Below are 16362 nucleotides of genomic sequence, written 5' to 3'. Positions count from 1 at the left end.
GGGGTCCGGGGACGATCTGTTCCCTTGGCCTGAATCTTGAAACCAGGCACACCATCTGAGAAGACGGTATATTGAGATGCAATCCATCTCAATTAAAGATGGGTGGAGCCTTGAATGCTGGATGGCGTGTCTCTAGATCAGCTTCGAACCTTCGTGACCGCCGTCGATGAGGGGAGCTTTTCGGCGGCGGCGCGAAGACTCAACCGTGTGCAGTCCGCGGTGAGCGGTTGGGTCAACAGCCTTGAAGCGCAGATTGGTGTCGTGCTGTTCGACCGATCGGGCCGCTACCCGAAGCTCACCCCAGAAGGCCTCCTCCTGTTGACGGACGCGCGCAACATCGTGTCGGGTGTCGACACGCTGAAGGCTCGCGCCAAGTTGATGGCGGCGGGGCTGGAAGCGGAACTTTCGGTCGTGGTGGACGTGTTTTTTCCGACTGCAGTCGTCAGTGCTGCCGCCAAGGCGTTTGCCAGCCGATTCCCGCTCACGCCGCTGCGTGTGTTCGTGGAGGGCCTGGGCGCGGGCTATCAACCGGTTGTCGACGGGCGCTGCAACTTGGGAATTCTCGCGCCGCTGCCGATGGTGTTCCCGTCGCTCGTCAGCGAAGGCATCGGTCAGTTGTCGCTAGTCACGGTGGCCGCACCCGATCATCCGCTTGCAAGTTTCAAGCGCCGGATACCGAAAGCGGCGTTGACCAAGCACGTTCAACTGGTTCTCACCGATCGCTCGGAGTTGAGCGCGGGCCACGACTACGGCGTGAAGTCGGCGGCGACCTGGCGGCTGGCGGATCTCTCCACCAAGCACGCATTCCTCAGGGACAGCGTTGGTTGGGGAAACATGCCGGAGCATATGGTGCGCAAGGACCTTGCGGAAGGGACGCTGGTGTCGCTCGACGTGGAGGACATGCTGCCCAATGGCTTCGCACTCACGATGGCTGCATTTCATCGGGCGTCGGAGCCACCGGGGCCGGCGGGCAGGTGGCTGATCGACGACCTCAAAGCGCGATATGCCGCGGAGACCCAGTGAAAGTCGGCTTCAAGCAATTGGCGTGACAGACTGCTTCTGGCCGGACTGCCCAGTCGCCCCGCCTGCCGAGAGCAGCCACTGGCCAGCCAGGATCGAGCGCGGTGCCGCCAGCCAAGCTCGGTTTCGACTCCGCGAAAAACTCCCGTGTTCCAGCAGCGGCCCGCCGCTATGCTTGCGCGTCGCATCCAGCCCCCTCCCCCATGCACCCTAGCGAATCCAACGGCGCCGTCTACCGGACCCTGCTTGAATCCACCCGTGCCATCCCATGGAAGATCGACTGGGCGACCTTGACCTTCAGCTATATCGGCCCGCAGATCGAAGCCCTGCTCGGCTGGGCGCCGTCGACTTGGGTCAGCGTCAATGACTGGGCCTCGCGCATGCATCCGGACGACCGCGAGCGCGTCGTCAACTTCTGCGTTTCGCAGTCGCAGGCAGGCGTGGACCACGAGGCCGACTACCGGGCGCTGACCGCCAGCGGCGAGTACGTGTGGATCCGCGACGTCGTGCATGTGGTGCGCGACGAGCACGGGGCTGTCGACTCGCTGATTGGTTTCATGTTCGACATCACGGAGCGCAAGAAAACCGAGGAAAAGCTGCTGAGCCTGCAGAAGGAACTCGAGGATCTCTCCTTCCTCGACAGCCTGACCGGCGTGGCGAATCGGCGCAAGTTCGACGCCGTACTCGCCAAAGAGTGGGAAGAGGCCCGACGCAACACCCAGCCGCTCTCGCTGATCTTGTTCGATGTTGACTTCTTCAAGCGCTACAACGACCACCACGGCCACCTCGAAGGTGATGACTGCCTGCGGCGCATCGCGCAGGCACTGGCTGCCGCCGCAAACCGCCCACGTGATCTTCTTGCCCGCTACGGTGGCGAGGAATTCGTCCTGGTGCTACCCGCCAGCGACGAGGCCGCCGCCGCTGCCGTTGCCGAGCGCTGCCGACAAGCCATCTTCAAAGCCCAAATCCCGCACGAGAACTCGCCACTGGGCCAGTTGATCACGGTCAGCATGGGTGTGGGCACCACGATCCCGGCGGCCGGCCAAGACTCATCCCCCTTCATCGACCTCGTGGACCGCAGGCTGTATCGGGCCAAGCAGGCCGGGCGGAACCAAATCGTGTCGGCGGCATGATGTCGGCAAGCGCCGGCCATCCCCCCGGCTGCAATCGCTCTACGATCCCGCTAGCATGTTCGTTTAGCCGACACCCGAAGAGCGTGACGCACACGTCAATGCGGTCCTGCGTGCCGTCAAGCCGGGCGGCCACGTCATCGTTGCAACGTTCGCCGAAGACGGTACGGAGAAGTGCAGTGGGCTGGCCGAATACAGCCGAGGCAAGGATGGCAAGACGGGCTGCGATCCATGGTCGTCGGCAGACGATGCAAGCAAAAAGCCGCCAAGTGCATGATTCACTGGGCGGCTTGCAATGTTGTGGGGCTTTGTGAGGGCCTGATTTGGCCTGCCCGGAGGGACTCGAACCCCCGACCTGCTGCTTAGAAGGCAGCTGCTCTATCCAGTTGAGCTACGGGCAGAGGTGCCGATGATGCAGAGAAATCTTGGTCGGGGCGGCGGGATTCGAACTCGCGACCCTCTGCTCCCAAAGTACCTATCCATCGAACCTAGGGGCACTGTGCGAGACCTACCAAGACCAAAAATCCCTTACACTTCAACAACTTAACTCTCTTCCCCCGTCCCGCGACATTTCAAGAAATCCCACAAAGTCCCGCTCACGGTTTACCCTACGGTTTACCCCTGGCAGAACGCAGACCTGTGAAGGAATCTGGAGCTCGAACCGCCAATGACGACTCGCTACCCAAAATCCGGCAAGGGCCGGCGCTGGACGATCGCAGAACTGCGGGCAATCCCGCTGGACTGGAAAGGCGACATCATAGCTGACAGCGACGGCTTGACTGGGGAAGTCCGAGTCACAAACGAAGACGCAGTGGCGGTCCGCTTTCGCTTTGCGTTCAAGTGGGGTGGCAAGGTCTCTTGGTATCAGTGCGGCTCCTGGCCCGGCAACAGCCTCGAAGTCATCCGCCGCCATCGCGACGATGCCCGCAACAAGGTCAAGGCTGGCATCAACCCGAACGACGCAAAGAAGGCTGCCAGGATCGAAGCCCAGCAACAAGTCGAAGCTGTCATCGCAGCAGACGCCCAGAGACGCGCCGAAGACCTCACCAACAATGACCTCATCGACACATGGCTGCGGGATGGCGTGCGGCGCAAGGACGGCAACCACGAACTTGGCCTGAAACTGGACAAGAACGTGCGCCCATTCATCGGGACGAAACCGGTCCGCCTGACCACGGAGCACGATCTGAGAGACCTGCTGCGTGTCATTGTCGCCCGTGGCGCGAATCGCCTGGCAGTCACCGTCTACACAAACCTGGCGCAGATGTATCACTGGGCCGAGAAGCGCCAGCCGTGGCGCAGGCTCCTTGTCGAGGGCAACCCCATCGACCTGATCGAAGTCGGGAGGATCGTCGACACCGACTACGACCTGAACAATGTGCGCACCCGCGTCTTGGCTGAAAACGAGTTGGTGGAGCTGCGGGACATCTTCACCGCCATGGATAGCGACGCAGCGGGAATGACGCGCCACGCGCTCTACGACAGGGTATGGGCAACGCCCATCATGCGTCTGGCCCAGCAACTTGGCATCTCCGACCGCGGCCTGGCAAAGATCTGCGCCCGCCGTAACATTCCCACGCCCGACCGGGGCTACTGGCGCAAGCGAGAGAACAGCGTCGCTGTACGCGCCCGCCCTCTGCCTGACCCTGACTGGAATCCCTGGGTAGAACTGGTGCGCTCGCAACGCGGACTTGCGAAGAAGCACCAGTGCGCCATTTGGCTGTGTCTGGGCACGACATGTCGTATTGGCGAATTGCTGCTGGCCGAGCAGGAGCATGTCAATCTGGACAAGCGCGAGTGGTTCATACCCAAGGCCAATGTCAAGGGCACGCGCGGCACGAAAACCGACCACCTGGTGCTGCTCAACGATTTCTCTGTGCGGCAGTTCGAGCTCCTGCTGGAGATGGCTGGCGAGTCTCGCTGGATCTTCCCGTCGCCCGAAAAGGAAAGCGCCCCGATTCATCACCAGGCCGTGACTGCTCAGGTGGGTGATCGCCAACTCATGTTCAAGGCGCTGGGCAAAAAGCCGAACCGCCGCCCGATGGACAACGGCCTGGTGCTAAGCAGCGGCGACAAGGGCGAGTGGACCCCACACGATATGCGCCGCACCTCGGCCACGATGATGCAGGCTTTAGGCGTGGATCCCAACGTGATCGACCGATGCCAGAACCACGTCCTGCAAGGCAGCAAGGTGCGACGACACTACATGCTGCACGACTACGCCGAAGAGAAGCGCCAGGCATGGGACAAGCTGGGAAAGCACCTTGACAGGCTGCTCAGCCAAAAGCGGCCTTACATCAGGAAAGACGCAGAACTTCCAGAAGGGGTCGACCGGTCCACGGTTCGGTTGGTGCATCAAAGCGCTGCAAGCGGTTCGCAAGTGGGATAGTCAAGCTGCCGGTTACTGCAGGACAAGCTGAACTCAAAAAGAACATACATCTGAAATCCCGGGGCGCTGCGGCGCGAATGGGCGGCACAACGCGCTTTCAGAGAGCTTTCAGAGAGCTTTCATCAGCCATGACCAGCCCCCTCCCAGCCGCACCAGCGCAATGGAGAAGAAGTCCGTCTGCGCACGCAACAAGACCGCAATGTCGATTCAGCTCAAGGTCTTCCAGGAGGGCCGCCCGAAACGTCCGGCCGTCAGATCGTCAAACGCGGTGAACAGCCAGGGGCAACCCGGCGCCACTGCATAGGGCTGGCGATGACCGATAGAGCGGCGGCGCACCGTCAGCAGCTGGTCGGGCAGCCCGACATGACGGAGTTCGTCCGGGCGCCCCTCCGACATCTCAAAGTCGCTGGGCTCAAAGCCCGCAAGCTCCAGGGTCGATGCCAGCGTGGACCACAGATGCGTCGGGTGCGTTTCTTCAGGCGTTCTCATCGGAATCTCGGATCAAGGGAAGTCGGTCACAAGCTGCTTCGGTGGACGCCAGTGTGCTCAGGCCCGGTGACGCCGTGATGAAGCACGCCGGCGCGAGCCGGCCCCGCGCGCAACAGTTTGTTCGACCAGCTCTGGTGGATCGAAGGTCTGCGCCTTCCTACCTGCACGGTCGGCCAGCAGCACAACACTCTCTAGCAGGCTTCCTCGCGCTGAGGCAACAAGTCTGCGGGTTTGAGTGCTCCCGGGCCGGCGATACGGCAATCGCGCCAGCTCCACTTGACCCACATCAAGAATGCCAGAACAAGTTGCTACTACGCTGCATAGATGCACCGTCTTCTACGCAGCCTGGTCGGCAAGCTGGCACTGATACAGACCAGCTTCCTGGTGGTGGCCTTGGCGTCCATCGCGTTCACGCTCTGGGTGTCCTGGCAGCTCGAAGGTGGCGCGGGTGCCATCAATGAAGCGGGCCGCATGCGGATGCTGAGCTATCGGATGGCGCTGTCAGCGGCCGAACCAGGGCCGGCGAGTCTGCAGAACGACTTGCGCGAGTTCGAGGCCATGGCGCAGCGACTTCGTACCGGCGATCCGTTGCGGCCTCTGTTTGTACCGAGTACACAAGAGTGTCTGCAGAAGCTGGCCGCCGTCGAGCAGCAATGGCCGGCCTTGCGCCACGCACTTTTGACCACCGCCGACGGTCAAGGTCTGAAACCGCAGGTCGACGCCTTCGTCGCTACGATCGATGGCCTGGTTGGCACCATCGAGCAGACCATCGCGGCCCGCACCGCCATCCTCGGCGGCCTGTGCTTCAGCCTGGTGGTGCTGGTGGTGGCCGCCTCGGTGGTGTTCGTCTCCGGCACCTATGTCTGGATCATCCAGCCATTGCAGCGCCTGCGCGAGGGCTTGCGGCAGATGGCAGCGGGCCAGCTCAGTGTGCGGGTCGACGAGAAGAGCTCGGTGGTCGAATTCACCAGCCTGGCCGAGGGCTTCAACCAGATGGCGGGTGCGCTGGCGGAGTCCCATCAGGGGCTCGAAGACAAGGTCAGGGACAAGACCGCCCATCTGGCCCAGCAGAACGAGCGACTGGAGGCTCTCTACGATGTGGCACTGATGGCCGGCCAGGCCGATGCCAGCCTGGAAACAATGGCCCAGTCCTTTGCCGTCAAGGTTGCGCGCATCGCGCGCGCCGATGCCTGCGCGGTGCGGCTGGCCGCGCAGGACGAGCAGCGCTGGCTGCTGATGGGCCAGACCTGCCTGCCGCAGGCGATGATCGACGCCGAGCGCTGCCTGCGCAAGGGCGAATGCGCCTGCGGCAGCGCCATGCCCGAGGCGAGCGGCGCCCGCGTGATACCGATTCAGAGCATCGGGGCCCCGAAGCTGGGGCATTGCGAGGCGGCCGGTTACCAGACCGTGATCTCGGTGCCTATGCGGGCCGGCACGCGCATGGTCGGCGAGGTCGAACTTTTCTTCTATGGCGAGCGCCGCCTCGGCGAGGCCGAGCGCCTGCTGCTCGATGCGCTGGTGGGGCAGTTCGCAATCCAGGTCGACAATGTGCGGCTGGCGGCGCGCGACCGTGAAATGGCCGTCTCCGAGGAACGCAATCTGCTGGCCCAGGAGCTGCATGACTCGATCGCCCAGGTGCTCGCATTTCTGAAGATCCAGGTCCAGCTGCTGCGCGGCGCGCTGGCCAGGCAGCGTCTCGCCGAGGTGGAGCGCAGCGTCAACGAGATCGACACCGGGGTGAAGGAATGCTATGCCAATGTGCGCGAGCTGCTGGTGCACTTCCGCACCCGGCCCGGCCACGAGGACATCGAACACGCACTGCGCAGCACGCTGGCCAAATTCGAGCGCCAGAGCGGCCTCGGCACCCATCTGAGCCTGCAGGGCGACGGCCTGCCCTTGCCGCCCGACCATCAGGTGCAGGTGCTGCACATCATCCAGGAGGCCCTGTCGAACGTGCGCAAGCATGCCGAGGCCGACCATGTCAGCCTCAGCGTCGAGCAGCTGCCACGCTGGAGCTTCGAGATCCGCGACAACGGCCGCGGCATCGAGCTGCCCGATGCCGGCAGCGAGCAGACCCATGTCGGCCTGCAGATCATGCGCGAGCGGGCCCAGCGCATCGGTGCGCAGCTGCGCATTGCCCGCCTGCCCGAGGGCGGCACACTGGTGCGCCTGACGCTGCCCCAGCAGACCTCGCTGCAAGCCGCCCCCGAAACCCTTCAGACCGCCCTGCACTCATGAGCCCGGCCATCACCATTCTTGTCGTCGACGACCACACGCTGTTCCGTCGCGGCCTGATCGCGCTGCTGCGCCAGGAGGAAGGTATCGAGGTGCTGGGCGAGGCGGCGGATGCCGGCGAGGCCCTGCGCTGCGCTCAGGCCCTGCAGCCCGATCTGATCCTGCTGGACAACCATATGCCCGGCGTCAGTGGCGTGAGCCTGCTGCCGGCGCTGCGCGAGGTGGCGCCGCGCTCGCGTGTGCTGATGCTGACCGTCAGCGAGGACGAGGACGATCTCAGCGCGGCGCTGCGTAACGGCGCGCAGGGCTATCTGCTGAAGACCATCGACGGGGAAGACCTGGCCGCCGCGCTGAGTCGCACGATGCGGGGCGAGTCGGTGGTCAGCCCGGAGATGACACACAAGCTGCTAAACGCGCTGCGCAACAGCGGCGCCGCGAGCGCGAGTGCACCCAAGCCGCCGCCGGCGGGCGAGCTGTCCCCGCGCGAGCTGGACATCCTCAAAGAGCTGACCCGCGGCGCCAGCAACAAGGAAATGGCCCGCACGCTGGGCATCGCAGAGACCACGGTGAAGATCCATGTGCAGCACATCCTGCGCAAGCTCAAGCTGAGCTCGCGGGTGCAGGCGGCGGTCTGGGGCAGCGAACAGGGCCTGGGCGGCTGAGATCCGGCTTGCGCCAGATCAAGCCAGGGCGCCGCATAGTTCTTTCGAACGAGGCTCGCTGCAGCGCCCTAGTTCCGATGCACTGACATCCATCGCCCCCTGAAGGATGTTCAGCCCGGGGCCGAAGATCGACAGTGGCAGACATGAAAACGAGGAGCTCCTCCATGTCTGCAGCAAGTCCCTCGAACCCAGGCGGCCGTGCGCTCTCGGTGCTGGTGGTCAGCACCCTGGCCTTCACGGTCTGCTTCATGGTCTGGATGATGTTCGGCGTGATCGGCATCCCGATCAAGAAGCAGCTCGGGCTGAACGCCACCGAGTTCGGCCTGCTGACCGCGATGCCGGTGCTCAGCGGCTCGCTGGTGCGGGTGCCGCTGGGCATCTGGACCGACAAGTTCGGCGGCCGCATCGTCTTCTTCAGCCTGATGCTGGCCTGCGTGATCCCGATCTGGTTGATGGCCTATGCGACGGCCTACTGGCATTTCCTGACCATCGGCCTGTTCGTCGGCCTGGCCGGCGGCAGCTTCTCGGTCGGCACGCCCTATGTGGCGCGCTGGTTCCCGAAGAATCGCCAGGGCTTCGCGATGGGCGTGTTCGGCGCCGGCAACTCGGGCGCGGCGGTCAACAAGTTCGTCGCCCCGGCCCTGGTCGTGGCCTTCGGCTGGACCATGGTGCCCCATGTCTATGCGGCGGTGCTGCTCGGCACGGCCATCCTGTTCTGGTTCTTCAGCCACTCGGATGAGCAGCATCTGGTTAGCAGCAAGGCCAGCTTCGCCAGCCAGCTGAAGGCCTTGAAGGACCCCAGGGTGCTGAAGTACTGCCAGTACTACAGCATCGTGTTCGGCGGCTATGTGGCGCTCTCGCTGTGGATGGTGCAGTACTACGTCGGCGAGTACGGCCTGGACATCCGTGTCGCCGCGCTGCTGGCGGCCTGCTTCTCGCTGCCCGGCGGTGTGCTGCGCGCGATCGGCGGCTGGCTCAGCGACCGGCATGGCGCCCACAACGTCACCTGGTGGGTCATGTGGGTCAGCTGGATCTGCCTGTTCCTGCTGTCCTACCCGCAGACCGAGTTCACCGTGCAGACGATCAACGGCGCCCGGACCTTCAGCATCGGCCTGAACGTCTATGTATTCACCGCGCTGATGTTCATCCTGGGCATCGCCTGGGCCTTCGGCAAGGCCAGCGTGTTCAAGTACATCAGCGACGACTACGGCCAGAACATCGGCGCCATCAGCGGCATCGTCGGCCTGGCCGGCGGCCTCGGTGGCTTCGTGCTGCCCATCATGTTCGGCGCGCTGATGGACCTGACCGGCATCCGCTCCAGCGCCTTCATGCTGATGTACGGCGTGGTCTGGGTCTCGCTGATCTGGATGTACTGGACCGAGGTGCGCAAGACCGAGGTCATGGGCAAGCAGGCGCCCGACGCGCCCTTCAGCCGCTCCTTCCCGCGCTGACCCCCAGCGCACAACGGAAAAGAACCATGAGCAACAAAAGCAGCAGCGCCGACATCGCGGACTGGCGCCCCGAGGACGAACAGTTCTGGAACAAGACCGGCAAGAAGATCGCCTACCGCAATCTCTGGATCTCCATCCCCGCCCTGCTCTGCGGCTTCGCGGTCTGGGGTATGTGGGGCATCATCACCGTGCAGATGCTGAACCTGGGCTTTCCCTTCAGCCAGGCCGAGCTGTTCACGCTGACGGCCATCGCCGGCATCTCGGGGGCCACAATGCGCATCCCGGCCAGTTTCCTGATACGCATGGCCGGCGGGCGCAACACCATCTTCCTGACCACCGCGATGCTCTTGGCCCCGGCCATCGGCACCGGCGTGGCGCTGCAGCACCCCGAGTGGCCGCTGTGGGTGTTCCAGCTGATGGCGCTGTGGTCGGGTGTCGGTGGCGGCAACTTCGCCTCGTCGATGTCGAATATCTCGACCTTCTTCCCGAAGCGCCTGCAGGGCACGGCGCTGGGGCTGAACGCCGGCCTGGGCAATTTCGGCGTCACGACCATGCAGATCGTGATCCCGCTGGTGATGACCGTCGGGCTGTTCGGTGCGCTGGGTGGTGACTCGAAGTCGCTGCTGAAGGACAGCGGTTGGATCTTCGGCAAGATCGCCGCCGGCACGCCCACCTGGATACAGAACGCCGGCTTCGCCTGGGTGCTGTCCCTGGTGCCGCTGTCCCTGCTGTGCTGGCTCGGCATGAACAACCTGAAGACGGTGACCCCGGCCGCCGGCCACCCCCTGCTCGCCTTCGCCAAGATCACCTATCTGTACTCGCTGGCCTTCATCCCCTCCGTCGGGATGCTCTATCTCTACCTGCCGGCGCCCACCGGACTGGGTCTGCTGAATATGTGGGTGGCGATCCCGCTGGACATCCTCGCCGCGCTGCTGGTGATGAAGCTGGCCGCCTTCGGCACGATGAAGGAGAACGTCGCCAAGCAGTTCGAGATCTTCAAGAATAAGCACACCTGGGCGATGACGGCGCTGTACGTCGTGACCTTCGGCAGCTTCATCGGCTTCTCGATGGCCCTGCCGCTGGCGATCACGGTGATCTTCGGCTTCATCCATGCCCCCGATGCGGCCGGCGTGATGCAGCACACGCTGAAGAACCCGAACGCCCCCTCGGCGCTGACCTATGCATGGATAGGCCCCTTCGTCGGCGCCGCGGTGCGGCCCGTCGGCGGCTGGATCTCGGACAAGGTGGGCGGCTCCATCGTCACCCAGATCATCTCGGCCCTCATGGTGTTCGCCTCGGCGGCGGTCGGCTACGTGATGCTGCAGGCCTATGGCTCGGCCACGCCGGAGCAGCATTTCCCGATGTTCATGGGTCTGTTCATCCTGCTGTTCGCCGCCAGCGGCATCGGCAACGGCTCGACCTTCCGCAGCGTCGGCTTCATCTTCGATCGCCAGCAGGCCGGCCCGGTGCTGGGCTGGACCTCGGCGGTGGCCGCCTACGGCGCCTTCATCGCCCCGGTGCTGATCGGCCAGCAGATCAAGGCCGGCACCCCGCAGTACGCCTTCTACGGTTTCGCCGTGTTCTACGCGGCCTGCCTGATCCTGAACTGGTGGTTCTATCTGCGTGCGAATGCGTACGTGAAGAACCCCTGAAGCTCCAAGGAACAAGACCATGAGTCACTTTCTCGACCGCCTCAACTACTTCGCCTCGGCCAAGGAGGACTTCGCCGACGGCCACGGCCGCAGCACCGGCGAAGACCGGACCTGGGAAGACGCCTATCGCAACCGCTGGGCCCACGACAAGATCGTGCGCTCCACCCATGGCACCAACTGCACCGGCTCCTGCTCGTGGAAGATCTATGTGAAGGGTGGCATCGTCACCTGGGAAACCCAGCAGACCGACTACCCGCGCACCCGCCCGGACCTGCCCAACCATGAGCCACGCGGCTGCGCCCGCGGTGCGAGCTACAGCTGGTATCTGTACAGCGCCAACCGGGTCAAGTACCCGATGGTGCGGGGCTCGCTGCTGAAGCACTGGCGCGCCGCGCGCAATGTAGCGCGCACCCCGGTCGATGCCTGGAAGAACCTGGTCGAGAACCAGGCCCAGCGACGCGAGTGGCAGCAGGACCGCGGGCTGGGCGGCTTCGTCCGCTCGAGCTGGGACGAGGTCAACGAGATCATCGCCAGCGCCAACATCTACACCATCAAGAAGCACGGCCCCGACCGCGTGATCGGTTTCTCGCCGATCCCGGCGATGTCGATGATTTCCTATGCCGCCGGCAGCCGCTACCTGAGCCTGATGGGCGGCGTCTGCATGAGCTTCTACGACTGGTACTGCGACCTGCCGCCGGCCAGCCCGCAGATCTGGGGCGAGCAGACCGACGTGCCCGAGAGCGCCGACTGGTACAACAGCAACTACATCATCGCCTGGGGCTCCAACGTACCGCAGACGCGCACGCCGGACGCACACTTCTTCACCGAGGTGCGCTACAAGGGCGCGAAGACGGTGGCAATCACGCCGGACTATGCCGAGATCTCCAAGCTGGCCGATATCTGGCTGCACCCCAAGCAGGGCACGGACGCGGCGATCGCGATGGCGATGGGCCATGTGATCCTGAAGGAGTTCTACTTCGACAAGCGGTCGAGCTACTTCGATGACTACGCGCGGCGCTACACCGACCTGCCGCTGCTGGTGAAGATGAAGAAGCAGACCACGGCCGACGGCCGCGAGTTGCTGGTGCCCGAGCGCTATCTGCGCGCCAGCGACTTCGGCGGCAAGCTGGGTCAGGACAACAACCCCGAGTGGAAAACCCTGGCCTTCGACGCGCTCGGCAAGGTGGTGCTGCCGAATGGCTCGATCGGCTTCCGTTGGGGTGCCGGCGAGCGGCCGGATCTGGGCAAATGGAATCTGGAAAGCAAGGAAGCGCGCAACGATGGCGATGTGCGATTGAAGCTCTCGGTGCTGGAGGACGGCGCCCAGGCCCATGAGGTGGCCGAGGTCGGCTTCCCCTACTTCGGCGGCGTCGAATCGCCGCAGTTCACCGCCAACAAGCAGCAGGACGTGCTCTCGCGCCAGGTGCCGGTCGTGCGCCTGAAGCTGGGCAAGCATGAGGACGCCGGCGAAGCCCTGGTGGCCACGGTGTTCGACCTGCAGGTGGCGCAGTACGGCATCAACCGGGGCTTTGGCGACAACACGCCCACCAGCTACGACGACAACCTGCCCTACACCCCGGCCTGGGCCGAGAGCATCACCGGGGTCAAGCGCGAGCTGATCACCCAGGTGGCTCGCGAGTTCGCCGACACCGCCGACAAGACCCGCGGCAAATCGATGGTCATCATCGGCGCGGCGATGAACCACTGGTACCACTGCGATATGAACTACCGCGGCATCATCAATATGCTGATGATGTGCGGCTGCATCGGCCAGAGCGGGGGCGGCTGGGCCCATTACGTCGGTCAGGAAAAACTGCGCCCGCAGACCGGCTGGACCGCGCTGGCCTTTGCGCTGGACTGGATACGCCCGCCGCGCCAAATGAACAGCACCAGCTTCTTCTACGCCCACACCGACCAGTGGCGCTACGAGAAGCTCGACGTCTCCGAGGTGCTGTCCCCGCTCGCCGACAAGGCCCAGTACGGCGGCAGCCTGATCGACTACAACGTGCGCGCCGAACGCATGGGCTGGCTGCCCAGCGCGCCGCAGATGCAGGTCAACCCGATCCAGATCGTCAAGGACGCCCAGATCGCCGGCATGGATGCCAAGGACTATGCGGTCAAGGGGCTCAAGGATGGGTCCTTGCGCATGAGTTGCGAGGACCCCGACCACGAGGCCAACTGGCCGCGCAATATGTTCGTCTGGCGCTCCAACATCCTCGGCTCCTCGGGCAAGGGCCACGAATACTTCCTCAAGCATCTGCTGGGCACGACCAATGGCGTGCAGGGCAAGGACCTCGGCCAGGACGATGCCAAGCCGCAGGAGGTCGAGTGGCACGCCAAGGCGCCGGAGGGCAAGCTGGACCTGCTGGTGACGCTGGACTTCCGCATGAGCACGACCTGCCTCTATTCGGACATCGTGCTGCCGACCGCCACCTGGTACGAGAAGAACGACCTGAACACCTCGGACATGCACCCCTTCATCCACCCGCTCAGCACCGCGGTGGACCCGGCCTGGCAGGCCCGCAGCGACTGGGAGATCTACAAGGGCTTTGCGAAGAAATTCAGCGAGCTCTGCGTCGGTCACCTCGGCGTCGAAAGGGAGCTGGTGCTGACCCCGCTGATGCATGACAGTCCGGCCGAGCTGGCCCAGCCCTTCGGCGTGTCCGAATGGAAGAAGGGTCAGTGCGAGCTGATCCCGGGCAAGACCGCGCCGCAGATCGCCGTGGTCGAGCGCGACTACCCGAATCTCTACAAGCGCTTCACCGCACTCGGTCCGCTGATGAACAAGGCCGGCAACGGCGGCAAGGGCATCGGTTGGGACACCAAGACCGAGGTCGAGCAGCTGGGGGACCTGAACGGCCGGGTGCGCGACGAGGGTGTGACTCAGGGCATGCCCAGGATAGAGACCGATATCGATGCCACCGAGGTGGTGCTGTCGCTGGCGCCCGAGACCAACGGCCATGTGGCCGTCAAGGCCTGGGAGGCGCTGGGCAAGCAGACCGGCCGTGACCACACCCACCTGGCCCTGCACCGCGAGGACGAGAAGATCCGCTTCCGCGACATCCAGGCGCAACCGCGCAAGATCATCTCCTCGCCCACCTGGTCGGGCCTGGAGAGCGAGAAGGTCAGCTACAACGCCGGCTACACGAATGTGCATGAGCTGATCCCATGGCGCACGCTGACGGGCCGCCAGCAGTTCTACCAGGACCACCCCTGGATGCAGGCCTTCGGCGAAGGCTTCACGAGCTATCGCCCGCCGGTCGACCTGAAGACCCTGGTGGAGGTGCAGGGCATCAAGCCCAACGGCAACAAGGAGATCGCGCTCAACTTCATCACGCCGCACCAGAAATGGGGCATCCACTCGACCTATAGCGACAACATCATGATGCTGACGCTCAACCGTGGCGGCTCGGTGATCTGGCTCAGCGAGGACGACGCGAAGAGCGCCGGCATCGTCGACAACGACTGGGTCGAACTGTTCAACGCCAACGGCGCGATCGCGGCCCGCGCGGTGGTCAGCCAGCGCGTCAAGAACGGCATGGTGATGATGTACCACTCGCAGGAAAAGATCATCAACACGCCGGGCTCCGAGATCACCGGCACGCGCGGCGGCATCCACAACTCGGTGACCCGCATCGTCACCAAGCCCACCCACATGATCGGCGGCTACGCCCAGCTGAGCTACGGCTTCAACTACTACGGGACCATAGGCACCAACCGCGACGAGTTCGTGCTGGTGCGCAAGATGTCCAAGATCGACTGGATGGACGACGAGGTCGCCGCCACCGAAGGAGAACACGCATGAAGATACGCGCCCAAATCGGCATGGTGCTGAACCTGGACAAGTGCATCGGCTGCCACACCTGCTCGGTCACCTGCAAGAACGTCTGGACCAACCGGCCCGGCATGGAGTACGCCTGGTTCAACAATGTGGAGTCCAAGCCTGGCATCGGCTACCCGAAGGAATGGGAGAACCAGGCCCGCTGGAACGGTGGCTGGATCCGCAAGCCCAATGGCCAGATCGAACCGCGCCAGGGCGGCAAGTGGAAGCTGCTGATGCGCATCTTCGCCAACCCGAACCTGCCGCAGATCGACGACTACTACGAGCCCTTCAGCTTCGACTACGACCATCTGCAGTCGGCCCCCAAGAGCAAGGCGCCGCCGACGGCCCGCCCGCGCAGCCTGATCACCGGCCAGCGCATGCAGAAGATCGAGTGGGGGCCCAACTGGGAGGAAATCCTCGGCGGCGAGTTCGCCAAGCGCAGCAAGGACATCAACTTCGAGCAGGTGCAGAGGGACATCTACGGCCAGTTCGAGAACACCTTCATGATGTATCTGCCCCGGCTGTGCGAGCACTGCCTGAACCCGGCCTGCGTGGCCTCCTGTCCCTCGGGCTCGATCTACAAGCGCGAGGAGGACGGCATCGTGCTGATCGATCAGGACAAGTGCCGCGGCTGGCGTATGTGCGTCTCCGGTTGCCCGTACAAGAAGATCTACTACAACTGGCAGAGTGGCAAGGCCGAGAAGTGCATCTTCTGCTACCCGCGCATCGAGGCCGGCCAGCCCACCGTCTGCTCGGAAACCTGTGTCGGTCGCATCCGCTATCTGGGCGTGCTGCTGTATGACGCCGACCGCATCCAGGAAGCCGCCAGCGTCAAGGACGACAAGGACCTCTACCGCGCCCAGCTCGACATCTTCCTCGACCCGCATGACCCGGCCGTGCAGGCCCAGGCGCGCAAGGACGGCATTCCCGAGGCTTGGCTGGAATCGGCCAGGAAGAGCCCGGTCTACAAGATGGCCGTCGACTGGAAGGTCGCCCTGCCCCTGCACCCCGAGTACCGCACCCTGCCCATGGTCTGGTATGTGCCGCCGCTCTCGCCGATCAGTGCCGCGGCCAATGCCGGCCAGATTCCGGGCAGCGGCATCAATGGCGACATCCCAGACGTCAAGCAGCTGCGCATCCCCGTGCAGTACCTGGCCAATCTGCTGACCGCCGGCGATGTGGCACCGGTCGAGCGGGCGCTGAAACGCATGCTGGCGATGCGCGCCTACCAGCGCGGCAAGCATGTGGACGGCATCGAGAACAAGGCCGTGCTGGACCAGGTGGGCCTGCTGAAGCACGAGGTCGAGGACATGTACCAGACCATGGCCATCGCCAACTATGAGGACCGTTTCGTGATCCCCACCACCCACCGCGAGTACGCCGAGAACGCCTACGACCTGCGCGGTGGCTGCGGCTTCAGCTTCGGCAACGGCTGCTCGGAGGGCGAGAGCAATGTCAGCCTGTTCGGTGGCGACAAGAAACGCACGATTCCGATCAAGGCCACGCTGTGA

At 64.2% G+C, this 16362-nt stretch carries 10 protein-coding genes and 1 tRNA gene; 9 read left to right on the top strand and 2 right to left on the bottom strand.

What is annotated here, in order from left to right:
• Positions 1 to 114 precede the first annotated feature (114 nt).
• Positions 115 to 1023, top strand: coding sequence for a LysR family transcriptional regulator (locus O5M90_RS00965; protein ID WP_269841781.1), 909 nt, complete (start codon positions 115 to 117; stop codon positions 1021 to 1023).
• Positions 1024 to 1223: 200 nt separating this feature from the next.
• The gene (locus O5M90_RS00960) at positions 1224 to 2153 is read left to right on the top strand and encodes a GGDEF domain-containing protein (RefSeq protein WP_262968285.1); all 930 of its coding nucleotides are present in this window, start codon (positions 1224 to 1226) and stop codon (positions 2151 to 2153) included.
• A gap of 321 nt (positions 2154 to 2474) precedes the next feature.
• Here O5M90_RS00960 and O5M90_RS00955 read toward each other — a convergent pair.
• Positions 2475 to 2551: transfer RNA gene (locus O5M90_RS00955), tRNA-Arg, on the bottom strand.
• A gap of 266 nt (positions 2552 to 2817) precedes the next feature.
• Between O5M90_RS00955 and O5M90_RS00950 the strand changes: the two genes are divergently transcribed.
• Positions 2818 to 4539, top strand: coding sequence for a site-specific integrase (locus O5M90_RS00950; RefSeq protein WP_269841782.1), 1722 nt, complete (start codon positions 2818 to 2820; stop codon positions 4537 to 4539).
• A 207-nt stretch (positions 4540 to 4746) separates the two neighbouring features.
• Here O5M90_RS00950 and O5M90_RS00945 read toward each other — a convergent pair whose 3' ends face one another.
• Positions 4747 to 5028 carry a hypothetical protein gene (locus O5M90_RS00945; protein WP_262973464.1) on the bottom strand — a complete coding sequence of 94 codons (282 nt, stop codon included), beginning with the start codon at positions 5026 to 5028 and terminating at the stop codon, positions 4747 to 4749.
• Positions 5029 to 5352: 324 nt separating this feature from the next.
• On the opposite strand from O5M90_RS00945, the gene O5M90_RS00940 reads away from it, so the two are divergent.
• The 6 genes from O5M90_RS00940 (at position 5353) to narH (ending at position 16362) form a co-directional block, all read left to right on the top strand.
• Entirely contained in the window at positions 5353 to 7266 is a 1914-nt protein-coding gene (locus O5M90_RS00940) for a type IV pili methyl-accepting chemotaxis transducer N-terminal domain-containing protein (protein WP_262973465.1), read from the top strand.
• The gene (locus tag O5M90_RS00935; protein ID WP_137943190.1) at positions 7263 to 7925 is read left to right on the top strand and encodes a response regulator; all 663 of its coding nucleotides are present in this window, start codon (positions 7263 to 7265) and stop codon (positions 7923 to 7925) included. The genes O5M90_RS00940 and O5M90_RS00935 overlap by 4 nt, the downstream gene beginning before the upstream one ends.
• A 164-nt stretch (positions 7926 to 8089) precedes the next feature.
• The gene (locus O5M90_RS00930; protein ID WP_269841783.1) at positions 8090 to 9376 is read left to right on the top strand and encodes an MFS transporter; all 1287 of its coding nucleotides are present in this window, start codon (positions 8090 to 8092) and stop codon (positions 9374 to 9376) included.
• A gap of 26 nt (positions 9377 to 9402) precedes the next feature.
• Positions 9403 to 11028, top strand: a complete 1626-nt coding sequence (locus O5M90_RS00925; protein WP_137943192.1) for an MFS transporter — start codon at positions 9403 to 9405, stop codon at positions 11026 to 11028.
• 19 nt (positions 11029 to 11047) lie between these two features.
• Positions 11048 to 14833 (top strand): nitrate reductase subunit alpha, encoded by a 3786-nt coding sequence (locus tag O5M90_RS00920; protein ID WP_269841784.1) that lies wholly within the window; start codon positions 11048 to 11050, stop codon positions 14831 to 14833.
• A complete protein-coding gene (narH, locus tag O5M90_RS00915; RefSeq protein WP_269841785.1) occupies positions 14830 to 16362 on the top strand; it encodes a nitrate reductase subunit beta in 1533 nt (510 codons plus the stop codon). Before O5M90_RS00920 ends, narH begins: the two co-directional genes overlap by 4 nt.

The sequence above is a fragment of the Paucibacter sp. M5-1 genome (genome assembly GCF_027498415.2).
Lineage (GTDB): Bacteria > Pseudomonadota > Gammaproteobacteria > Burkholderiales > Burkholderiaceae_C > Roseateles_E.
The sequence above is the reverse complement of the archived record's forward strand: the minus strand, read 5'-3'. Positions and strand labels throughout refer to the sequence as shown.